The organism is Vibrio paucivorans, from assembly GCF_054053395.1.
The window spans coordinates 3,266,260-3,289,651 of record NZ_CM133230.1; the positions used below are offsets into that span (position 1 = coordinate 3,266,260).

Annotated in this window: 15 protein-coding genes, 5 tRNA genes, 3 rRNA genes and 1 riboswitch; of the genes, 3 read left to right on the forward strand and 20 right to left on the reverse strand. The window is 46.0% G+C overall.

What is annotated here, in order from left to right; all coding sequences use genetic code 11:
- Positions 1-42 precede the first annotated feature (42 nt).
- The 19 genes from thiH to ACXABW_RS15005 form a co-directional block, all read right to left on the reverse strand.
- Complete coding sequence (thiH, locus tag ACXABW_RS14915; RefSeq protein WP_457523325.1) at positions 43-1,155, reverse strand: 2-iminoacetate synthase ThiH; 1,113 nt, start codon at positions 1,153-1,155, stop codon at positions 43-45.
- Positions 1,156-1,167: 12 nt separating this feature from the next.
- A complete protein-coding gene (locus ACXABW_RS14920; RefSeq protein WP_457523326.1) occupies positions 1,168-1,929 on the reverse strand; it encodes a thiazole synthase in 762 nt (253 codons plus the stop codon).
- Positions 1,930-1,931: 2 nt separating this feature from the next.
- Entirely contained in the window at positions 1,932-2,141 is a 210-nt protein-coding gene (gene thiS / locus ACXABW_RS14925) for a sulfur carrier protein ThiS (protein WP_457523328.1), read from the reverse strand.
- A 31-nt stretch (positions 2,142-2,172) separates the two neighbouring features.
- Entirely contained in the window at positions 2,173-2,925 is a 753-nt protein-coding gene (locus tag ACXABW_RS14930) for a HesA/MoeB/ThiF family protein (RefSeq protein ID WP_457523330.1), read from the reverse strand.
- Complete coding sequence (locus ACXABW_RS14935) at positions 2,912-4,210, reverse strand: thiamine phosphate synthase (protein WP_457523332.1); 1,299 nt, start codon at positions 4,208-4,210, stop codon at positions 2,912-2,914. The genes ACXABW_RS14930 and ACXABW_RS14935 overlap by 14 nt, the downstream gene beginning before the upstream one ends.
- Positions 4,207-6,162 carry a phosphomethylpyrimidine synthase ThiC gene (gene thiC / locus ACXABW_RS14940; protein WP_457523334.1) on the reverse strand — a complete coding sequence of 652 codons (1,956 nt, stop codon included), beginning with the start codon at positions 6,160-6,162 and terminating at the stop codon, positions 4,207-4,209. The genes ACXABW_RS14935 and thiC overlap by 4 nt, the downstream gene beginning before the upstream one ends.
- A gap of 119 nt (positions 6,163-6,281) precedes the next feature.
- Positions 6,282-6,380, reverse strand: a riboswitch (TPP riboswitch).
- A 64-nt stretch (positions 6,381-6,444) separates the two neighbouring features.
- Complete coding sequence (gene crcB, locus ACXABW_RS14945; RefSeq protein ID WP_252028866.1) at positions 6,445-6,828, reverse strand: fluoride efflux transporter CrcB; 384 nt, start codon at positions 6,826-6,828, stop codon at positions 6,445-6,447.
- A 120-nt stretch (positions 6,829-6,948) separates the two neighbouring features.
- On the reverse strand, positions 6,949-8,331 hold the full coding sequence (locus ACXABW_RS14950) for a multicopper oxidase domain-containing protein (protein WP_457523337.1): 1,383 nt from the start codon (positions 8,329-8,331) through the stop codon (positions 6,949-6,951).
- A gap of 397 nt (positions 8,332-8,728) precedes the next feature.
- A tRNA-Asp gene (locus ACXABW_RS14955) sits at positions 8,729-8,805 on the reverse strand.
- A gap of 41 nt (positions 8,806-8,846) precedes the next feature.
- A 5S ribosomal RNA gene (gene rrf / locus ACXABW_RS14960) occupies positions 8,847-8,962 on the reverse strand.
- Positions 8,963-9,123: 161 nt separating this feature from the next.
- Positions 9,124-12,013 (reverse strand): 23S ribosomal RNA (locus ACXABW_RS14965).
- Between the two features lie 308 nt (positions 12,014-12,321).
- Positions 12,322-12,397, reverse strand: a tRNA-Val gene (locus ACXABW_RS14970).
- A gap of 38 nt (positions 12,398-12,435) precedes the next feature.
- Positions 12,436-12,511: transfer RNA gene (locus ACXABW_RS14975), tRNA-Ala, on the reverse strand.
- 29 nt (positions 12,512-12,540) lie between these two features.
- Positions 12,541-12,616, reverse strand: a tRNA-Lys gene (locus tag ACXABW_RS14980).
- Between the two features lie 2 nt (positions 12,617-12,618).
- Positions 12,619-12,694: transfer RNA gene (locus ACXABW_RS14985), tRNA-Glu, on the reverse strand.
- Positions 12,695-12,786: 92 nt separating this feature from the next.
- Positions 12,787-14,339, reverse strand: a 16S ribosomal RNA gene (locus ACXABW_RS14990).
- The 16S, 23S and 5S rRNA genes sit together here with 5 tRNA genes alongside, the layout of an rRNA operon.
- A 452-nt stretch (positions 14,340-14,791) precedes the next feature.
- Complete coding sequence (gene hemG, locus ACXABW_RS14995) at positions 14,792-15,316, reverse strand: menaquinone-dependent protoporphyrinogen IX dehydrogenase (protein WP_457523339.1); 525 nt, start codon at positions 15,314-15,316, stop codon at positions 14,792-14,794.
- A 12-nt stretch (positions 15,317-15,328) separates the two neighbouring features.
- Positions 15,329-16,786, reverse strand: coding sequence for a TrkH family potassium uptake protein (locus ACXABW_RS15000; protein WP_252028869.1), 1,458 nt, complete (start codon positions 16,784-16,786; stop codon positions 15,329-15,331).
- 33 nt (positions 16,787-16,819) lie between these two features.
- Positions 16,820-17,443, reverse strand: a complete 624-nt coding sequence (locus tag ACXABW_RS15005) for a YigZ family protein (protein WP_265689023.1) — start codon at positions 17,441-17,443, stop codon at positions 16,820-16,822.
- A 231-nt stretch (positions 17,444-17,674) separates the two neighbouring features.
- Between ACXABW_RS15005 and fadB the strand changes: the two genes are divergently transcribed.
- Both fadB and fadA read left to right on the forward strand, forming a co-directional pair.
- Positions 17,675-19,846, forward strand: coding sequence for a fatty acid oxidation complex subunit alpha FadB (gene fadB / locus ACXABW_RS15010; RefSeq protein ID WP_457523341.1), 2,172 nt, complete (start codon positions 17,675-17,677; stop codon positions 19,844-19,846).
- Between the two features lie 26 nt (positions 19,847-19,872).
- A complete protein-coding gene (gene fadA, locus ACXABW_RS15015; protein ID WP_265689025.1) occupies positions 19,873-21,036 on the forward strand; it encodes an acetyl-CoA C-acyltransferase FadA in 1,164 nt (387 codons plus the stop codon).
- A gap of 76 nt (positions 21,037-21,112) precedes the next feature.
- Here fadA and punR read toward each other — a convergent pair whose 3' ends face one another.
- On the reverse strand, positions 21,113-22,015 hold the full coding sequence (gene punR / locus ACXABW_RS15020; RefSeq protein ID WP_457523343.1) for a DNA-binding transcriptional activator PunR: 903 nt from the start codon (positions 22,013-22,015) through the stop codon (positions 21,113-21,115).
- A 163-nt stretch (positions 22,016-22,178) separates the two neighbouring features.
- On the opposite strand from punR, the gene punC reads away from it, so the two are divergent.
- Positions 22,179-23,381: a purine nucleoside transporter PunC gene (punC, locus tag ACXABW_RS15025; protein ID WP_457523345.1), complete on the forward strand. Its 1,203-nt coding sequence runs from the start codon at positions 22,179-22,181 to the stop codon at positions 23,379-23,381.
- Positions 23,382-23,392 lie beyond the last annotated feature (11 nt).

The window sequence follows — 23,392 nt, forward strand, 5'->3', positions numbered from 1 at the left end:
TTTTGTTTCACGTGAAACACTCAAACGGGAGGTTGTGCTGAACTACCCTGAATAAGCGTTATGCCAATCTTTCCATACAGGATCAAAGCCGCGTTGCTTAATCATGCTTTCAACACTTTGGGCCGAGCGTTCATCACTAATTTCAAATTGCTCTAGCTCTACATCTTCTAAAGCGTAGCCACCAGGTTGAGTTTTTGACGCCGCAGACATACTCGTAATCCCCAATGGCAACACATTATCTCTGAAGTGCGCGGACTCCCTTGTAGACAGAGAAAGTTCAACTTCCGGATTTAGCAAACGGTAAGCACAAATTAATTGCACCAACTGCTTATCCGACATAACAGATTTAGGCTGCAACCCACCTTCACATGGTCGTAAACGAGGGAATGAAATCGAATAACGCGTTTGCCAATAAGTTCTCTCTAAGTAATCTAAATGCGATGCAACGTAGAAGCAATCTGTCCGCCAATCTTCCAACCCGATAAGGGCGCCAATACCTATCTTGTCGATGCCCGCCCTTGCCAAGCGATCTGGTGTTTCTAAACGGTATTCGAAATTTGTCTTGTTCCCTCGTAGATGATGCTCAGCATAAGTCGAAGGATGATACGTTTCTTGGTAAACCATTACAGCGTCAAGGCCTAAAGTTTTCAGCTCAGCGTACTCATCTTGCTCTAGAGGTTGAACTTCCATCGCAAGGTAACTGAATTCTTGCTTAATTTGTGGCAAGGCTTGGCGGAAATACTTCATTCCAACTTTAGTTTCATGTTCCCCAGTCACGAGTAGAACACTGTCAAACTTCATCTGCTTAATGGCTTTGATTTCTGCATCAATTTCTTCGCTATTGAGAGTGCGACGCTTAATGCGGTTCTCCATCGAGAAACCGCAATAGGTACATGCATTGGCACATAGATTCGAAAGATATAATGGAATGTACAACGCCATCGTATTACCAAAACGTTGGCGTGTTAGTGCTAAAGAACGTTGTGCCATCTGCTCTAAGTAAGGTTCTGCGGCAGGAGAGATAAGCGCCTTAAAGTCTTCCAAATCGCACTTTGGCTTAGCGAGCGCCCTTTCTACATCAGCTGCCGTTTTTGTACGGATAGACAAAGAAATGTCATCCCAATTCATTTGATTAAATTGCGTAAGAAAGCTCATTAAAAAGCCCCGTTAATCTAAGAAGGCTGTGAGTGGACTGGAAGCAACGGCGTGGTTAGCCACTGAAGCCATACCAGATTCGTAAGCAATTCGACCTGACTCCACTGCCATACGAAACGCTCTTGCCATCGCTACAGGGTCTTTCGCTGCAGCAATCGCTGTATTAACCAATACCGCATCAGCTCCAAGTTCCATGGCATAAGCAGCATGTGAAGGCGCTCCAATACCAGCGTCGACAACAACCGGTACGTTCGCTTGATCGATGATGATTTTAAGGAACTCTTCGGAGACTAAGCCTTTGTTTGAACCTATAGGCGCACCTAGCGGCATTACTGCTGCACACCCAACTTCTTCTAGCCTCTTACACAACACAGGATCGGCATGGCAATAGGGCAGCACATTAAATCCGTCTTTGACCAATTGCTCAGCGGCCTTCAGTGTTTCGACTGGATCTGGCATTAAATACTTAGGGTCTGGGTGAATCTCCAGCTTTAGCCAATTAGTTTGAAGTGCTTCTCTAGCAAGGTGCGCCGCGAATACGGCATCTTCAGCATTCTTAGCACCAGAAGTATTGGGTAATAGATTTACTCCGGCCTTTACGATTGGACTCAGAATATCGTCGTCTTGGTTGCCGATTTCAACTCTCTTAAGTGCCATAGTCGAAAGCTCAGAACGTGACTCGATAATGGCATCAATCATTAGCTGATTGTTGGCAAACTTTCCTGTACCCGTGAATAGACGAGATTGAAACGTTTTATCTGCTATTTTTAACATAGTTAACCTCCTGCGAATGCTTGAAACAGTGAAATGGCGTCGCCTTGATTAACTTGGGTTGTATTCCAATTGCTACGAGGGATTACGACATTGTTGATTGAAAAAACGCAGCCTAGTTCAGGTAAACCAAACTGGTGGATAATATCGCTAAGCGAAGCACCTGATGAGATCGACTCTGCTTCACCGTTAATTTGTATTTCTATACAAGACATTGCTCTACTCTATTTGCTATTAGCCGCTTGCTTACTTTGAGCAAGTGGTGCATTGCGAATCTTTTGTAATTGATAATTGCTGCCAATCCATAGATTTGCCGTCAAACATTTTTATCGCGTTGGTAGGCAGTAAGAACTCACCTACCGAGATCTTCTGAATCGCGGCTAGCGCTTGGAGGTTGCCCATCGTGCCGACCACAGGGCCGACAATACCGCCGGCCGTGCAATTCGTTTCTTGAGGTAACTCATCAAACGGGTAAGCACATCGATAACAAGGTACATCATCTCCAGTGAAATCAAATACAGATAGTTGCCCCTGCCAACCTATCGCCGCTGCAGTCACGAGAGGTGTTTGAGAGTTAAAACAAGCTTTATTAATTGACTGCCTTGTCGGCATATTGTCACAACAATCTAGTACCAAGTCAGCCAGCATGACTTCGAGCGAAAGTTGACTATCATCCATTCGCTTTCCGACTGTTCGTACTTGGCAATCAGGGTTAATGTTGGCTACTTGTTTTTGTACCGATAGGACTTTCGACTGATCTAAATCACTTTGGCGATAAATCACTTGGCGCTGTAGGTTACTGCTGTCAACGGCATCGTCATCAACAATAACGAGTTTCCCTACTCCCGCAGAAGCAAGGTACATAATCGCCGCACTACCTAACCCCCCACATCCAATCACTAACACATGGCTGTTAAGTAATCTCTGTTGGCCTACTTCACCAATGTCTGACAAACAAACTTGTCTTTGATAGCGAAGAAACTGGCTATCCGACAACATGTTGTTTTTCCTTGTCTATACAAGATTGTGGTTTATTGATGAGCGAGTTAAACCAATCAACGACCTGTTGAGGTTGATCTGCCAAAGTAATTGCGCGAACGACTGCAAGACTGGTCACTCCACACTCCCAAACTTGTGGTGCAGTATTGCTATCAATTCCACCGATTGCCACTGTCGGGAACCCAAGATCGTTGTGATAAGGAATCGTATCGATTAACTGTTGATAAAGCTTAAGGCGCACTAAACCTTGAGGCTTTGAAGGCATTTCCTTAGTTGTGGTTGGGAAAATATGCCCCAGTGCAATGTAGCTCGGTGAAATTTGGCAAATACGCATCAACTCATAATACCCATGGGTAGATAAACCAAGTTTGATGCCAGCTTGAGATAGAGAAACTAAATTTGATTCTTCGATATCTTCCTGACCTAAGTGAACGCCGTATGCGCCATGCTTGATAGCCAGTTGCCAATAGTCATTAATAAAGACTTGCGCATTGTATTCTCGCCCTAGGCGAATAGACTTACTTATTTGATGTTCTAAGTCTGGAAGCTCGCTGTTTTTGATTCGTAGTTGAACCGTTTTAACACCCATTTTTAGAAGAGCTTCGATCCACTCGACACTGTCAACAACCGGGTATAAACCTAGCTTTTCCTTAGCTATTTGTGGGAATTGAATACTATGCTCACCTATTCCCCAACCAACATGAATGCCTAGCTGATCGAGTTCCAATATTGGTGTCGGATAATCTTCAAACTGGGTCGGCCATGTTTCACGTGAAACATTCATTGCCGCTCTTGCAACCATTAAAGCATCTTCTATCGGGAAATCTAATGCCAATAAAGCCACAACCCAACTGGAATGTCGCTCAATTTCATTTTCACTGATTGTGGATGCTGATTGAATCGCACGTTGAGATGTAGGTCCGCGCCAGACATCTAAATACTGAGTGGTAATTTCTGCCGACTCACCTAGAGCCAAGTCCAAATTGAACTCGACATTAATATATATGTGGTGAGGCTCAACAACATTTCGCTGCAGTAGTGTATCGAAGCGTTCGATGGAATAATCCAGAAGCACATCTTGGTGACTATCTGAAGTATGACACTGATGAGAACGCTTTATACCTATAGTCTGAAGTTGGCCTTCAAGGCCAACTTCAAGATACGGAGTTGAGCTTACACCCAACTCGATATCCTCAATAGCGAAGCCATAGGACTTCGCTACCAATAAGCATTGCTGTATCTCACCCGTTAAGTTTATATTTTGGGTTGGTATAAGGATTTTCACTTTTCGCCTTCAAGTTCGAGTGATTTGCTATCAACCGCTGGATGGTAAAGCTCAGAGCCAGTTTCAAGGAACTCTTTGGACTTCTGACGCATACCTTCCAATGGATCGTCTAGCATTTTGATTTCTATCGCCTGATCTGCCGCGACTTGCTCCGTGTCTTTTGCGTATTCGCGAACCTCTTGAGAAATCTTCATTGAACAGAACTTAGGCCCACACATGGAACAGAAGTGCGCCACTTTTCCAGATTCCTGAGGCAGAGTCTCATCATGGAAAGCGCGGGCGGTTTCAGGGTCCAATGACAAATTAAATTGGTCTTCCCAACGGAATTCAAAGCGCGCTTTTGACAGAGCGTTATCGCGGATTTGTGCACCAGGGTGACCTTTTGCCAGATCAGCGGCATGAGCAGCCAATTTGTAGGTTATTAAGCCTGTTTTTACGTCTTCCTTGTTGGGTAGGCCTAAGTGCTCTTTTGGCGTCACATAGCAAAGCATTGCACAGCCGTACCAACCAATCATCGCAGCGCCGATTCCTGAGGTAATATGATCATAGCCAGGTGCTACATCTGTAGTTAATGGGCCAAGAGTATAGAAAGGTGCTTCGTGGCAATGCTCCAACTGTTCTTCCATGTTCTCTTTGATCATGTGCATTGGAACATGCCCAGGGCCTTCAATGATGACCTGTACATCGTACTCCCAGGCTACTTTGGTTAACTCGCCAAGGGTACGTAGTTCCGCAAATTGAGCTTCGTCGTTCGCATCTGCAATCGAGCCTGGACGTAAGCCATCACCAAGGGACAGCGCGACATCGTACTTAGCACAAATTTCACAGATCTCTCTAAAGTGAGTGTATAGGAAGCTTTCCTGGTGGTGAGCTAGACACCATTTCGCAATGATAGAACCACCACGAGACACAATGCCAGTCACACGCTTAGCTGTCATTGGGACATAACGCAGCAGCAAACCAGCATGGATAGTGAAGTAGTCAACCCCCTGCTCGGCTTGCTCTATCAAAGTATCTCGCATTACTTCCCAGTTAAGGTTCTCTGCAACACCATTTACTTTTTCCAGAGCTTGGTACATTGGTACAGTACCAATTGGCACAGGGCTATTACGTAGAATCCATTCACGAGTTTCGTGAATGTTTCGCCCAGTAGAGAGATCCATCACGGTATCCCCACCCCAACGCGTCGCCCAAACAAGCTTTTCTACTTCTTCTTCAATAGAAGAGCTCACCGAAGAGTTGCCAATGTTTGCATTTACTTTAACTAAGAAGTTACGGCCAATGATCATCGGCTCAGCTTCAGGGTGGTTGATATTGGATGGAATGATTGCGCGACCTTCAGCGACTTCTTTCCTAACAAACTCAGAAGTGATCTCTTTAGGTAGATTAGCACCAAAGTTCTGCCCTGGATGTTGATGGTTAAGTTGCTCATCAGCATACTTTCGACGCCCCATATTTTCGCGAATAGCGATATACTCCATTTCGGGTGTAATAATCCCCTTGCGAGCGTAATGAAGTTGGGTGACGCAAGAGCCTTCTTTCGCTTGGCGGATGCGCGGTAAATTGCCATAGCGCAGCTCATCTAGAGTTTCGTCTTCCAAACGAGATTTAGTATAAACAGAGCTCACATCATCAAGTAATTGAGTATCTTCACGCTCTTCAATCCAGTGTTCACGTAGCTTTGGCAACCCTTGGTATAGGTCAATGGTATGAGTAGAGTCGGTATAAACACCAGAGGTATCATAGACGTGAATTGGCTCATTAGGCTCAAAAACAGGTTCTTCTTTGGTACCGCCAATCAAGCTATCTGCTAGCTTAATTTCTCTCATTGGTACTTGGATATCGCTACGTGTTCCTTCTACGTAGACTTTAGATGAGTTTGGATATGGCTCTACCGACAATGAATCGATGAACTGTTTAGCTTCCAGTCTTGCTTGTTTACGACTCGACATAGCATTTTTCCTTGCGTGTAATTATTTACTTTGGATAAAAATGCTTGGCGGATTGATGCTACAAGAGCGATCACTCGGACGAGTAATCAGATGATAGAATAACCAGATGAATCTCTAGTTTAGTATCTTCTCTTGTTCCCTTCGCAGGTATTAGCCTGATCAGGTTCAACGGATCCCGAGTTAACGGTCTCAGCCTTATGGCACTCCGACAAGTGAATTTTATTATATGGAATCGAGTAGGATTTACAAACCCGATTTGTATACTTTTTGCTTAGTTTTTGTTCACGATTTGATCAACAACTGAAATCCTACCCAAGCGGCAGAAATACTAAGCACAACGTTGAGTAAGACATTCAATCCCATTTTGAAAAATGCGCCCTGCTGCATAAGCAACACGTTATCCATTGAGAAAGTTGAGAAAGTAGTCAGTGCACCTAGAAAACCTAAGCCTATAATTTGCCTCCAAGGTTCAGTCGCTAATAGTTCATTCTCAAACGCCGCGATTAGTAGACCCATAGCAAACGAACCAATTACGTTGACTGTGAGCGTTCCATATGGGAACCCTCTACCAAACAGTGCAACACATAGTTCGGAGACTAGATAACGTGAGCACGCACCAAATGCCCCACCTAATGCAATGAAGCCGAGTATTGATAGTTGTCCCATAATATTCCCCAAATTTTTGTATGGCTATTTTAGCGTTTGATACAAAATATGCGAGAAATCAAACTAACATACGTAGAATAATAACTTGATTACTCATCTACTTTTAAAAAGTTACAGGTGTCACTTAACTTCAATATAACCCATCAGCCCAGTCTTCATATGTTCAATGACATGACAGTGGTACATCCAACGCCCAGGGTTATCTGCGACAAACGCGGCCTTAGCCGTTCCGTTTTTACCGAGCAACACCGTGTCGGTATGGAATGGTTCTGATAGTTGTTTTCCATCAAGTTCCAATACGGTAAATGTATGTCCATGAAGATGGATCGGATGGTGATACTGAGTGACATTTCTTAGATTGAAGATATAAGTCTTGCCTAGCTCCAACGATGCTAATGGTGCGGGTATATTATCTTTACTCATACCTTCCCATGCACGCCGATTCGTCAGCCAAAATGTCGGCTTCGATTTACCATCTTTGCCCGTTGGAGATATAGCACCTTCCCATTCAAAAACAAAGTCAACCTGCTGAGCGTTTTTAATATCAAGCTCAGGTACGGGGTTTAGTGGCAAAGCAGGGAGTTCCTTACCTTTTGGTAGGCTGGAATCGATAATCTCAAATTCACATAGTGGGAAAGGAAATCGCCCTTTCATGTGTCGGACGTATACGCGCTTCCCAGGCTCTGGCGCGATTAAGCCGACATCAAACCTCATTCCTGGCCCTATCTTATGCTCAGATAGCTTATAGGGGCTTCTAATGGGGTTCCCATCTATTGCAATTACCCAAGCTTCTGCACCTTCAATAGCTATAGGGTAGGTAATTGTATTATCGACGTTAGCAATGCGCAGCCTCACTGTCGCATTGGATTTAAGAGTATAAGCAGGCTCATGTACACCATTCACTGTTCCCCACTCGCCCGGAGTCCCCATTCGAGCGCTAAGGCGAGGAATCATTAAATCTTTCCACTGACCTTGTTTATCTAAATGCCAGTGTTTGAGCATCAAGTCATATTCTTCATCAAACTCAACAGGAATTGCTTCTTCAACCACAATCAACCCAACGAGCCCCATTCCCAGCTGCTTAACGCTGTTCATATGCGGGTGGTACCAAAATGTACCGGCATCTGGTGGAGTAAATTCATAATCAAAGGTTTCACCTGGCATGATAGGAGGTTGACTTAAAAAAGGCACACCATCCATTTCAATAGGGATTCTTAAACCATGCCAGTGAATTGTCGTTGGCTCAGAGAGTCCATTAGTAAAACGGATCACTACCTTTTCACCTTGCCTACAACGAATTGTAGGTGCAGGGATGGTACCGTTAAAGGCAAGTACACTGGTCTTATTGTCACCAACCAAGCGTGCAGTAGAAGGCTCAGCAGTAAGATAAAAAATTTTGTTGGAACCCTCGTTTTGTATCTTGGTTAATGAGCAAGCAGGCAATGCAAATAGAGCGGCTACAGCTGAAGAACAGCGCAGAAAATTCCGGCGAGTTGTATCCATCAAAACAATCCATTCTAGTGAAATATCACAATTTTATATCACTAATGAAAATCATTCTTAATAAGGCGTTATAAATGTGGGTGGTGTCTTAACAGACTTAAGGGTGACGACAAATACCATAAAGAGTTATAGCTACTAATTAGATATAAGAATAAAGAGAGCCGAATACTAGTAGTATTTTTATATTAGCGTAAACGAAAAAGCCCAGTCTTTTGACTGGGCTTTTTAATAAATAGCGAGTAGTTGAAACTCAAATTTTCCGACTCTGTATGACAGATCGCATTCCTTTGAACATCACCTAACTGACTGAACGACTACTCTGTTTTGGTAACTCGCTGCTTCTATTTGCTCCAAATGCAAAAAGACCTCAGCATTTCTGCTGAGGTCTCGAAATAAATGGCGGAGTGGACGGGACTCGAACCCGCGACCCCCGGCGTGACAGGCCGGTATTCTAACCAACTGAACTACCACTCCGCAGTGGTATCATCCGCCTGAGCAGATGTACTAAATTTAAAGCCTGGCGATGTCCTACTCTCACATGGGGAAGCCCCACACTACCATCGGCGCTATTGCGTTTCACTTCTGAGTTCGGCATGGAATCAGGTGGGTCCACAACGCTATGGTCGCCAAGCAAATTCTTTATCAATTTGCTCGCAAATTCAAACGCACTTTAGTGCGGCCCTTTAGGGTGAGATTTGCTTGCAAATCGAATAATTCGGAAAACTGATTTTAAGTTCTACTTATACACATTCAATGTTCTATTTGAGTCCATCAAAACCCCTTGGGTGTTGTATGGTTAAGCCTCACGGGCAATTAGTACAGGTTAGCTCAACGCCTCACAACGCTTACACACCCTGCCTATCAACGTTCTAGTCTCGAACAACCCTTTAGGACGCTTAAAGCGCCAGGGAAGACTCATCTCAGGGCTCGCTTCCCGCTTAGATGCTTTCAGCGGTTATCGATTCCGAACTTAGCTACCGGGCAATGCGTCTGGCGACACAACCCGAACACCAGAGGTTCGTCCACTCCGGTCCTCTCGTACTAGGAGCAGCCCCCTTCAATCTTCCAACGCCCACGGCAGATAGGGACCGAACTGTCTCACGACGTTCTAAACCCAGCTCGCGTACCACTTTAAATGGCGAACAGCCATACCCTTGGGACCGACTTCAGCCCCAGGATGTGATGAGCCGACATCGAGGTGCCAAACACCGCCGTCGATATGAACTCTTGGGCGGTATCAGCCTGTTATCCCCGGAGTACCTTTTATCCGTTGAGCGATGGCCCTTCCATACAGAACCACCGGATCACTATGACCTGCTTTCGCACCTGCTCGAATTGTCATTCTCGCAGTCAAGCGGGCTTATGCCATTGCACTAACCTCACGATGTCCAACCGTGATTAGCCCACCTTCGTGCTCCTCCGTTACTCTTTGGGAGGAGACCGCCCCAGTCAAACTACCCACCAGGCACTGTCCTCACCCCAGATAATGGGGCTAAGTTAGAACATCAAACATACAAGGGTGGTATTTCAAGGATGGCTCCAACGATACTGGCGTACCGTCTTCAAAGCCTCCCACCTATCCTACACATGTAGGCTCAATGTTCAGTGCCAAGCTGTAGTAAAGGTTCACGGGGTCTTTCCGTCTAGCCGCGGGTACACTGCATCTTCACAGCGATTTCAATTTCACTGAGTCTCGGGTGGAGACAGCGTGGCCATCATTACGCCATTCGTGCAGGTCGGAACTTACCCGACAAGGAATTTCGCTACCTTAGGACCGTTATAGTTACGGCCGCCGTTTACCGGGGCTTCGATCAAGAGCTTCGACCGAAGTCTAACCCCATCAATTAACCTTCCGGCACCGGGCAGGCGTCACACCGTATACGTCATCTTACGATTTTGCACAGTGCTGTGTTTTTAATAAACAGTTGCAGCCACCTGGTATCTGCGACTCTCAATAGCTCCATCCGCAAGGGACTTCACCGTCAAGAGCGTACCTTCTCCCGAAGTTACGGTACCATTTTGCCTAGTTCCTTCACCCGAGTTCTCTCAAGCGCCTTGGTATTCTCTACCCGACCACCTGTGTCGGTTTGGGGTACGATTCCTTACAATCTGAAGCTTAGAGGCTTTTCCTGGAAGCATGGCATCAATGACTTCACTACCGTAGTAGCTCGACATCGTGTCTCAGCCTTAAAAAGAGCCGGATTTACCTAACTCTTAAGCCTACGCACTTGAACCTGGACAACCGTCGCCAGGCCCACCTAGCCTTCTCCGTCCCCCCATCGCAATTGTAAGAAGTACGGGAATATTAACCCGTTTCCCATCGACTACGCCTTTCGGCCTCGCCTTAGGGGTCGACTTACCCTGCCCCGATTAACGTTGGACAGGAACCCTTGGTCTTCCGGCGAGGAGGTTTTTCACCCCCTTTATCGTTACTCATGTCAGCATTCGCACTTCTGATACCTCCAGCAGACTTTACAATCCACCTTCAACGGCTTACAGAACGCTCCCCTACCCAATACAATAAATTGCATTGCCGCAGCTTCGGTGTATAGCTTAGCCCCGTTACATCTTCCGCGCAGGCCGACTCGACTAGTGAGCTATTACGCTTTCTTTAAATGATGGCTGCTTCTAAGCCAACATCCTAGCTGTCTAAGCCTTCCCACATCGTTTCCCACTTAGCTATACTTTGGGACCTTAGCTGGCGGTCTGGGTTGTTTCCCTCTCCACGACGGACGTTAGCACCCGCCGTGTGTCTCCCGGATAGTACTTACTGGTATTCGGAGTTTGCAAAGGGTTGGTAAGTCGGGATGACCCCCTAGCCTTAACAGTGCTCTACCCCCAGTAGTATTCGTCCGAGGCTCTACCTAAATAGATTTCGGGGAGAACCAGCTATCTCCAGGTTTGATTGGCCTTTCACCCCTAGCCACAAGTCATCCGCTAATTTTTCAACATTAGTCGGTTCGGTCCTCCAGTTGATGTTACTCAACCTTCAACCTGCCCATGGCTAGATCACCTGGTTTCGGGTCTATATCCAGCAACTCGACGCCCAGTTAAGACTCGATTTCTCTACGGCTCCCCTAATCGGTTAACCTTGCTACTGAATATAAGTCGCTGACCCATTATACAAAAGGTACGCAGTCACACCACGAAGGTGCTCCTACTGCTTGTACGTACACGGTTTCAGGTTCTATTTCACTCCCCTCACAGGGGTTCTTTTCGCCTTTCCCTCACGGTACTGGTTCACTATCGGTCAGTCAGTAGTATTTAGCCTTGGAGGATGGTCCCCCCATATTCAGACAGGATATCACGTGTCCCGCCCTACTCGATTTCACTGATTATGATGTGTCGGTTACGGGGCTATCACCCTGTATCGCGAGACTTTCCAGACTCTTCACCTGCATCATTAAAAGCTTAAGGGCTAGTCCAATTTCGCTCGCCGCTACTTTCGGAATCTCGGTTGATTTCTACTCCTCCGGGTACTTAGATGTTTCAGTTCCCCGGGTTCGCTCTGTTAACCTATGTATTCAGTTAACAGTAACTGCTTATGCAGTTGGGTTTCCCCATTCGGAAATCCCAGACTCAAATGGTTTTTACTACCTAATCTGGGCTTATCGCAAGTTAATACGTCCTTCATCGCCTCTGACTGCCAAGGCATCCACCGTGTACGCTTAGTCACTTAACCATACAACCCGAAGGGGTCTTTACGTATGGCAAACAACCAAGGTGTTGTCTCTCATTATTTGAATGAGCGAGAGACATTCGATTTTGCCGGACTCAAATATGAATAACTCGAAAGTTATTCCCAAGAACACTTGAATGTGTGTTGGTACCTACATCTCTAAGAGACATAGGATTTGAGAACTTTTATTTAGATAACAATCAATCAAATTGTTATCTGTCAGCTTTCCAAATTGTTAAAGAGCTAGATTTTGCTTTCTACTTAAAGAAAGAAACCATTTTTAAGAACACTTACGCAAATGTGCTTAAAGATGGTGGGCGATACCGGGCTCGAACCAGTGACCCCCTGCTTGTAAGGCAGGTGCTCTCCCAACTGAGCTAATCGCCCACATTAGTTTTAATTCCTCGTGGAGAAGAATTTCAAGATGGTGGAGCTAAGCAGGATCGAACTGCTGACCTCCTGCGTGCAAGGCAGGCGCTCTCCCAGCTGAGCTATAGCCCCATTCTTGAGAGTCATTCTTTAAATAAGAATGGTGGGTCGTGCAGGATTCGAACCTGCGACCAATTGATTAAAAGTCAACTGCTCTACCAACTGAGCTAACGACCCAATGGTATCCCGTAGGGGAGTCGAACCCCTGTTACCGCCGTGAAAGGGCGGTGTCCTAGGCCTCTAGACGAACGGGACACTAGTGCGAAATGTCTTGGGGGACATCTCTATCTCTTAAACTTCTTAAACCATATCAATCTGTGTGAACACTCATCGCAATAATCATCGTATAAGGAGGTGATCCAGCCCCAGGTTCCCCTAGGGCTACCTTGTTACGACTTCACCCCAGTCATGAACCACAAAGTGGTGAGCGTCCTCCCGAAGGTTAAACTACCCACTTCTTTTGCAGCCCACTCCCATGGTGTGACGGGCGGTGTGTACAAGGCCCGGGAACGTATTCACCGTAGCATTCTGATCTACGATTACTAGCGATTCCGACTTCATGGAGTCGAGTTGCAGACTCCAATCCGGACTACGACGCACTTTTTGGGATTCGCTGACCATCGCTGGCTCGCCGCCCTCTGTATGCGCCATTGTAGCACGTGTGTAGCCCTACTCGTAAGGGCCATGATGACTTGACGTCGTCCCCACCTTCCTCCGGTTTATCACCGGCAGTCTCCCTGGAGTTCCCGACATTACTCGCTGGCAAACAAGGATAAGGGTTGCGCTCGTTGCGGGACTTAACCCAACATTTCACAACACGAGCTGACGACAGCCATGCAGCACCTGTCTCAGAGTTCCCGAAGGCACCAATCCATCTCTGGAAAGTTCTCTGGATGTCAAGAGTAGGTAAGGTTCTTCGCGTTGCATCGAATTAAACCACATGCTCCACCGCTTGTGCGGGCCCCCGTCAATTCATTTGAGTTTTAATCTTGCGACCGTACTCCCCAGGCGGTCTACTTAACGCGTTAGCTCCGAAAGCCACGGCTCAAGGCCACAACCTCCAAGTAGACATCGTTTACGGCGTGGACTACCAGGGTATCTAATCCTGTTTGCTCCCCACGCTTTCGCATCTGAGTGTCAGTATCTGTCCAGGGGGCCGCCTTCGCCACCGGTATTCCTTCAGATCTCTACGCATTTCACCGCTACACCTGAAATTCTACCCCCCTCTACAGTACTCTAGTGAACCAGTTTCAAATGCAGTTCCGAGGTTGAGCCCCGGGCTTTCACATCTGACTTAATCCACCACCTGCATGCGCTTTACGCCCAGTAATTCCGATTAACGCTCGCACCCTCCGTATTACCGCGGCTGCTGGCACGGAGTTAGCCGGTGCTTCTTCTGCAGCTAACGTCAAACACCAAGAGTATTAATCTTAATGCCTTCCTCACTGCTGAAAGTGCTTTACAACCCGAAGGCCTTCTTCACACACGCGGCATGGCTGCATCAGGCTTTCGCCCATTGTGCAATATTCCCCACTGCTGCCTCCCGTAGGAGTCTGGACCGTGTCTCAGTTCCAGTGTGGCTGATCATCCTCTCAGACCAGCTAGGGATCGTCGCCTTGGTGAGCCATTACCTCACCAACTAGCTAATCCCACCTAGGCGTATCCAATAGCGCAAGGCCCGAAGGTCCCCTGCTTTGCTCCGAAGAGGTTATGCGGTATTAGCCATCGTTTCCAATGGTTATCCCCCTCTACTGGGCAACTTCCTAGGCATTACTCACCCGTCCGCCGCTCGACGCCGTTACCATCCCCCGAAGGTTCAGTTAACTCGTTTCCGCTCGACTTGCATGTGTTAGGCCTGCCGCCAGCGTTCAATCTGAGCCATGATCAAACTCTTCAATTTAAGATTTTCTCGGCTCAATGAATACTGAACATTACATAAAGTAATGTTTGAATTGACTGTGCTGAATCCGAAGATTCAATGGTCACTTCGTTTCATTGAAACCTAAATTGATACCGAAGTATCTATTTGGATTATCATCAACGAGTGCCCACACAGATTGATAGGTTTAAATTGTTAAAGAGCTTTCCGAACTGAGCTACGCTCAAAACGGACGGCCATTTTAGCGAGTTAAGTTTTAGTGTCAACCACTTTTTTCAAAACTTTTTTAAGCACTTGGCTTAGCTATTTGACCTTGCTGATTGGGCTCTCGTTCCTTGTGGAGCGTTGCCGTGTCAGCGAGGGGGCATTATAGAGATCGCCATCACATTGGCAAGCCCTTTTTCGAGTTTTTTTTGATTTTTTTATTGTTCGAGTAAAAAACGTTCAAAAGGGACTAAAAGTGGTGTTTAAAGCTACATATTTACAAACTTTTTCGCGAATAAAGACACTTTTTTCCAGTTAGTATATTCAACTTCTTTATTGGTATCCGTTTCACCACCTGTCATCGTCATAATGAAACGAATCATCACTCGATCGAACCATTTATAGCGTGGGTAGTATAAAGCACCAGCAAACACACCTATTAACTCGGGCTGCCAAGCTGACTTAGTCAAAAAGGTCTTAATGTATGCGCTACCTTCGGGCGTATCTTTCCCTTGGTCTTCTTTTCTTGCTGTCAGGTTTACACAAAAGAACGCCACTTTGTTTTGCTTAAGCTGCTCAACATTGTTTTCAATAAATTGGTATAGCTTCTTATTGAAGTGGCCATAGCGAATCGAAGCGCCAATAAGAACTCTGTCATACTGCGTAAAATCGACTCTATCTACAGAGTGAAGATCGACAACTTCACATTCAAATTCGGATAACTCTTCTTCTATATAGTGGAGAATCTTCTTAGTTTGTCCTTCACGACTCGAGTAAAGAAATAAAGCTTTCATGACTTTTTGTCCTTAGCTACGCCAAAATGTTGGAGTAAGTAAAATAAGTAAGGTAAATATTTCGAGACGACCGAATAGCATTGAAACAATCAGAACCCATTTAGCTTTGTCGTTAATCTCACCAAAATGCAGGGCAACTTCACCTAAGCCCGGGCCAAGGTTATTCAAAGTAGCGGCAACGGCAGAAAACGCACTAAGCTCATCAATTCCTGTTGCGATTAGGGCCAACATACAAACCACAAATACCAACGCATATGCAGAGAAGAATCCCCACACAGCATCAACGACACGCTGGCTCAATGCAGTTCCTCCGACTTTGATGGTGTAGACTGCTCTTGGGTGGATTAGACGCTTCATCTCACGAGCTCCTTGCAAGGTCAGCAGCAAGATACGTATCACCTTCATACCACCACCAGTCGAACCAGCACACCCACCGATAAAGGATGAGAACAGCAACAGTACCGGCAGAAACAATGGCCATTCCGAGAAGCCTGTTGTCGTAAAGCCTGCCGTAGTTGAAATAGAAACCGTTTGGAACAGCGCCTGATCGAAAGCATCGTAAGTGGAGTCGTAAGAATGGTGGTTTAGCAATACAAGAAAACACACTACGAAAAGTACGGCTTGGATAAATAAGAAAGCACGAAATTCTGGATCTTTCCAATAATATTTTGGATGAACGCCACCAGACGCAAAGGCCGCGAAGTGAAGTGAGTAGTTACACGCTGAAATGAGTAGAAAGACTACGGTAATCATATTGATTGCGTAGCTATCAAAGTAGCCCATGCTCGCATCATGGGTAGAGAAACCACCAATGGCAATCGTTGAGAAGCTGTGACTAATGGCATCAAATGGGGACATTCCCGCTAACCAAAATGCCAATGCACATGCGATAGTTAAGCTCAGATAGATATACCACAGCGCTTTTGCTGTCTCGGCAATCCTTGGGGTCATCTTACTGTCTTTGACAGGGCCAGGGATCTCAGCTCGGTAAAGCTGCATTCCACCGATACCTAGAACTGGCAGTATGGCTACAGCAAGTACAATGATACCCATTCCACCAAACCATTGCAGAAACTGGCGATAGAACAAGATTGCTTTGGGCAAGTCATCAAGACCAACGATGACAGTCGCCCCGGTAGTCGTTAATGCTGAAAAGGATTCAAAGAAGGCATCTGTAACTGAGACACTCGGATTGTCAGACAACAGAAAGGGAATTGAGCCTGCACTACCGATTACCGTCCAAAACAGAACAACAATAAGAAAGCCATCACGTGCTTTCAGTTCATGCTTGTGTCTTCTATTTGGAAACCAACACAGCCCGCCGAAAAACAAGAGAACAAAAAACGTCGTTACGAATGGTACACCCGCACCGTCGCGATACAGTAATGCGACGAAAGCAGGTGCCAGCATAGAGACACTAAATAGCGCGAGCAGCAGCCCGACGATTCGGATGATTGAACGAAATTGCATTATTGTTGAATTGAAGCAGTGCTTCCTGACTTCCTAGTTATCTTTTACTGGGGTGACAATTGCCTTTGCACCACTCTTATTAACGATACTTTGAGTGAAAGCATCAACATGACGCAATTCAATCTCTAATACCAATAGCACTTGATCGCTATATTGCGCTTCAACCTCTACGGCTTCAAACTGAGCCATAACGGACTGTGCGATCGGCATAAACCCATAGTCTAACGCTAGGTTTAATTTTGTGGTTATTTTTTTCTCGATTGTTTGAAGCAGCTTAAGCGCTTGTTGAACCCCGCCACCATATGCTTTTACTAACCCACCAGTACCTAGCTTAATTCCACCAGAGTAGCGCGTCACAACCGCAGAAATTTCCCCAACCCCAGAGCCAGAAAGTTGAGCCAAGATAGGTTTGCCTGCGGTCCCAGAAGGTTCACCATCATCACTGAAACCCCATTTCATCGAGTCTTCACTTCGCCCTGCGACAAATGCCCAACAATTATGCCTTGCCGCTGCATGCTGTACTTTGACCTGGTCTATAAATGCTTTAGCTGCATCTACACTTGGAGTATGGGCAAGTTGTGTGATGAAGACGCTTTTTTTTATTTCTTCTTCAAATGTCGCGCTTGCAGCAGGAACAAGATAGGGCTGATCGTTCATAGGGTTAGTTCAGTGAATTCAATGCCGCAGAGTGTATCACGTGCTGAATAATAAAGTGGCAATGATCTGCACCAACGCACAATGTTAAACACTTGTTTAAAAAATGTATTGAATTTAACCAAATCGACGTTCACACTAGAACAACTGGTCTAACCAGAAGTAACACAACTATCAATAAGTACAACAATACTCTCACACACAATCTAGCATTGTATGTCACGGAGATAGACGATGATTTACCAAGCCAACACCCTACAGGTAAAGGAACTACACGACGGTATCGCGGAGCTTAGCTTCTGCTCTCCACAATCCGTAAATAAGCTTGACCTTGCTACCCTAGAATCTCTCGATAAAGCACTGGATGCCATCAAAGCAAAAAGTGATATTCGCGGGCTTATCCTCACTTCAGACAAAAGCGCCTTTATTGTGGGTGCTGATATCACTGAGTTTCTAGGCCTATTTACCAAACCCGAGGAAGAACTTGATCAGTGGCTTCGATTTGCGAACAGCATTTTTAGTAAGCTGGAAGATCTCCCATTTCCTACTCTTTCGGCACTTAAGGGGCATACCCTAGGTGGCGGATGTGAGTGTGTACTCGCTACCGATTTCCGCATTGGTGACAAAACCACCAGCATAGGATTGCCAGAAACCAAGCTAGGTATTATGCCTGGGTTTGGTGGCTGTGTTCGCCTACCAAGAGTAATCGGCGCAGATAGTGCGATGGAAATCATTACTCAAGGTAAAGCATGCAGAGCAGATGAAGCCCTCAAAGTGGGATTGCTTGATGCTATTGTTGAGTCGGACAAACTGCTTGAGTCGGCCATCAATACCGTTTCTGCCGCTGCCAACGAAAAACTTGATTGGCAAACCAGAAGAAAACAAAAAACATCAGCTCTTTCTTTGAGCAAACTAGAAGCGATGATGAGCTTCACTATGGCGAAAGGGTTAGTGGCACAAAAAGCAGGACCACATTACCCTGCACCAATTACATCGGTTATAGCCATTGAAGAAGCAGCGCGCAGCGCTCGAGATGAAGCACTAGATATTGAGCGTAAGCACTTTATTAAGCTGGCGAAGTCAGAAGAAGCGAAAGCACTTGTTGGCCTATTTCTTAACGATCAGTACATTAAAGGGCTAGCGAAGAAAGCTGCAAAATCAGCAAGTAAAGACACTCAACGAGCAGCAGTGCTTGGCGCAGGAATTATGGGTGGCGGCATCGCATATCAGTCGGCACTGAAAGGTGTACCTGTTCTGATGAAGGACATCGCGCAAGCCTCGCTAGATTTAGGCATGACAGAAGCCTCTAAGCTGCTGAATAAACGCCTATCTAGAGGTCGGATTGACGGTTTTAAGATGTCTGGCATCTTAGCGTCAATTACACCAAGCTTACATTACGCAGGAATCGAGCAATCTGACGTTATCGTTGAAGCGGTCGTCGAAAACCCGAAAGTCAAAGCTGCGGTCTTAAGCGAAGTAGAGCAACATGTCGATGACGATACGGTTATTACATCAAACACGTCTACTATTCCAATCAACCTATTGGCTAAATCACTGAAGCGACCAGAAAACTTCTGTGGTATGCACTTCTTCAACCCAGTGCATCGTATGCCACTAGTCGAAATCATCCGTGGTGAGCACACTTCTGATGAAACAATCAATCGAGTAGTTGCTTACGCGGCACAAATGGGTAAATCACCAATTGTCGTTAACGACTGCCCAGGGTTCTTCGTAAACCGAGTGCTCTTCCCATACTTCGGTGGCTTCAGCATGCTACTTCGTGATGGTGCGGACTTCACTCAGGTCGATAAGATTATGGAACGCAAGTTTGGCTGGCCAATGGGCCCTGCCTACTTACTTGATGTTGTTGGCCTAGACACAGCCCACCACGCACAAGAGGTCATGGCGCAAGGTTTCCCAGAACGAATGGGTAAACAAGGCCGTGATGCGATAGACGCGCTATTTGATGCTAATAAGTTTGGTCAGAAGAATGGCAGCGGATTCTATAGCTACAGTGTGGATAAGAAAGGTAGACCGAAGAAATCATTCTCTGATGATATCTTGCCAATCTTGAAAGACGTATGTAGTGAAGTACAGCAATTCGACGATCAAACCATCATCCAACGCATGATGATTCCAATGATCAATGAGGTCGTATTGTGTTTAGAAGAAGGCATTATCGCGACCCCACAGGAAGCCGATATGGCACTTGTATATGGTTTAGGTTTCCCTCCATTCCGTGGCGGAGTGTTCCGTTACCTAGATAGCGTGGGTATCAGTAACTTTGTGGAAATGGCCAAAGGCTATCAAGATCTTGGTGCTATGTACCAAGTGCCACAGATGCTGATTGATATGGCAGAGAAAGGCGAAAGCTTTTACGACGCCCAACGAGTTAGCTCGTTATAACCCACATTTGGAAAAGGAATAGCAAAATGAATAATGTAGTTGTTGTTGATTGCCTTCGTACCCCAATGGGACGCTCCAAAGGTGGGGCATTCCGCCATACTCGTGCAGAAGACCTTTCCGCACACTTAATGAAAGGCATTCTAGAACGTAACCCTCAAGTTAACCCAAGTGAGATCGAAGACATCTACTGGGGCTGTGTACAGCAAACTCTTGAACAAGGCTTCAATATTGCGCGCAACGCAGCTTTATTGGCTGGTCTACCAATCGAAATCGGTGCAGTTACCGTCAACCGCCTTTGTGGCTCTTCAATGCAAGCACTTCACGATGCAGCACGTTCGATTATGGTCGGTGATGCGGAAATCTGTTTGATTGGCGGTGTAGAGCACATGGGCCATGTTCCTATGACTCATGGTGTCGACTTCCATCCAGGTATGTCGAAGAATGTTGCTAAAGCGGCAGGCATGATGGGCCTCACCGCCGAAATGCTTGGTAAGCTGCATGGCATCAGCCGAGAACAACAAGATGCCTTTGCGGCACGCTCACACGCTCGTGCTCATGCAGCGACGGTAGAAGGACGTTTCAAGAATGAAATCCTACCAACAGAAGCACATGCCGAAGACGGCTCACTGTTTACTCTCGATTACGATGAAGTGATTCGCCCAGAAACCTCTGTTGAGGGCCTATCTCAACTTCGCCCAGTATTTGACCCTGCCAATGGTACGGTAACAGCGGGAACATCTTCTGCGCTATCTGATGGGGCATCAGCTATGCTGCTGATGAGTGAAGAGAAAGCGAATGAGTTAGGGCTGACCATCCGTGCTCGAGTCAAATCAATGGCTATCGCGGGCTGCGATCCTTCTATCATGGGCTACGGCCCAGTACCTGCAACCCAAAAAGCACTTAAACGTGCAGGGTTGTCAATTGAAGATATGGATGTCATTGAGCTTAATGAAGCCTTTGCTGCTCAATCTCTACCGTGTGCGAAAGATCTTGGCTTACTCGATGTTGTCGATGAAAAAGTAAACCTCAACGGCGGTGCTATCGCGCTAGGCCACCCACTAGGTTGTTCTGGTTCTCGTATTTCAACCACCCTAATTAACCTGATGGAAGCAAAAGATGCTAAATATGGTTTAGCGACCATGTGTATCGGCCTTGGACAAGGTATCGCTACGGTATTTGAGCGACCTTAGTCAATCCTTTGGAACCGAAAAGCCAGTGAATATTCACTGGCTTTTTATTTGTTTCGCATTCCCGATAGCCTTCGCCCTAGGCTTTCAGCCAATCATGATGTAACTGCTGACTTCTGCCAAGATAGTCTACCATCCACTTAATTAACCGGTGATTATCGTCCTTTCTCCATACCAAACAACACTGACTGAGCGGCTTATCTTCGGGCAACGTTTTCTCCACCAGCACACCGTCAGAGATAAGCGGTTGCGCGATATGGCGAGGCATGTACCCCACTCCAACGCCGCTTTTCAAACACTCTATAGCGCTATACCAATTGGGCAATAATAGCCTTCTTTGGCTTGGGTAATGGACAGTATGTCGCTTGGGCAACACGCTAGATGTGTCATCCAAACAGATAGCTGGAAACTGGCTAACAAACTCTTCGGTCAAGTTTTGTTCTCGGACACATGGATGGCAGGGCGACATGACAAATGCCCAATCAAGAATCCCCATATCTCTGACTTCGAAATCTCCACCAACAGGAACGGCAGAAGTCGCACCAATGACAATATCTGCTCTTCCCTGTGCAATCGCTTCCCAAGAACCATTAAATACCTCCATGTTGATTTGCAGTTCTGCAAATTCAAACTTGCGGTAAAAGTCCTCAATAAGAGGCTTCATCTTGTCGAGTTTAACCACATTGTCCAATGTTAGTTTTAGTGTTTTCTGCCAGCCATGTGCTGCACGTTTGGTTTGAGCTTTAACCTCTTCCATATGGCGCAACATAATTCGGGCTTCTGTTAGAAAAAGTTCCCCTGCCGGTGTCAACTCTACCTTTCTGGGCAAACGCCTGAACAATACCACATCCAAGTCTAACTCTATTTGGCGCACGCCATAACTGATCGCAGAAGGGACTTTATGCAAAACCTCAGCAGCAGCGGTAAAACTGCCTAGCCGAGCAACAGTATCGACCATTTCCAGTGAAGATTTAGAGAACATATATCTTTCAAATTTTTTGATTCATAACTAACAATTTTAGCGCTTAATTTCTTTCTTTACCAAAAATAGAATGACGCGGCACTCACATAGGGTTTGGTATAAATCAATTTATGTGAACAACAAGCAAATTAGATAACGATTAAAATTTTTGAATGGATAATTTATGAAAGTTTCCAAATTGCAGCTTTTCTACTTGGCTGCGCTCTCCATGCTCGGGTTTGTTGCCACTGATATGTATTTACCTGCATTCAAAGCAATGGAGGTCGATTTTGCAACTGGGCCAGAACAAATTGCCCTATCACTCACCGTATTCTTAGTTGGTATGGCACTAGGCCAGCTGGTATGGGGCTTAGCAAGTGACAAATTTGGTCATAGAAAAACACTCGCCTCTGGGTTGGTACTATTCACCATAGCTTCATTTGGCTTAGCGTTCAGTGAACAAGTCTGGCAGCTACTTAGCCTTCGCTTTATTCAAGCAATTGGTGTCTGTGCTCCTGCGGTAATTTGGCAGGCCATGGTTATTAAGCGTTACCCAGAAAAAACCAGCCAACAAGTCTTCGCGACTATAATGCCGCTTGTTGCTCTTTCTCCAGCCCTTGCGCCTCAGCTAGGCGTATTGCTAGCAGACAGTTTGGGTTGGCACAGCATTTTCATCGCCCTCACTCTAATTGGTTTACTTTTGGTTGCTGCAACGCTGGGACAACCGAAGCAGCCTTTAGAAACCAAGCAAACGTCTGTGGCCAATGACATCAAAACCCTGTTTAAGTCCAAAACCTACTTAGGTAACGTTGCGATGTTTGCAACGGCTTCAGCCGCGTTCTTTGCCTACTTAACAGGTATGCCAGAGATTATGTCGCAGCTTGGTTACTCTGCAAAAGACATTGGTTTGAGTTTTATCCCTCAGACAATCGCCTTTATGGTAGGTGGCTACTTAGGAAAAGTGGGGGTAAAGAAATTTGGTGATGAGAAAGTTCTTAAGCAACTACTAGGGCTGTTTACAGTGGCGAGCCTACTGGTGTTTATCGCTTCACAATGGCAGTTAGTCTCTATCTGGCCGATTCTAGCGCCATTCTGTCTGATTGCAGTTGCCAATGGTGCATTGTATCCAATTGTGGTTAATCGTGCCTTATCAAGCGCTAAGCAGAGCCCTGCAACGGCGGCAGGATTGCAAAACAGCATGCAAATCAGTGTTAGTAGCCTCGCCAGTGCTTGGGTCGCTATGATGGCAAGCCAAGCACAAATGGTGACTGGCGTCGCTATCATCATTTGTACCATAGGATTATGGATCGGTTACATCATTTCAAATAAGCAATTAGCGCAGCAGTTTACCACCCCAGATAATGCTCGCGTTGTTGGTGAGGAATAAAATAAGCGCCG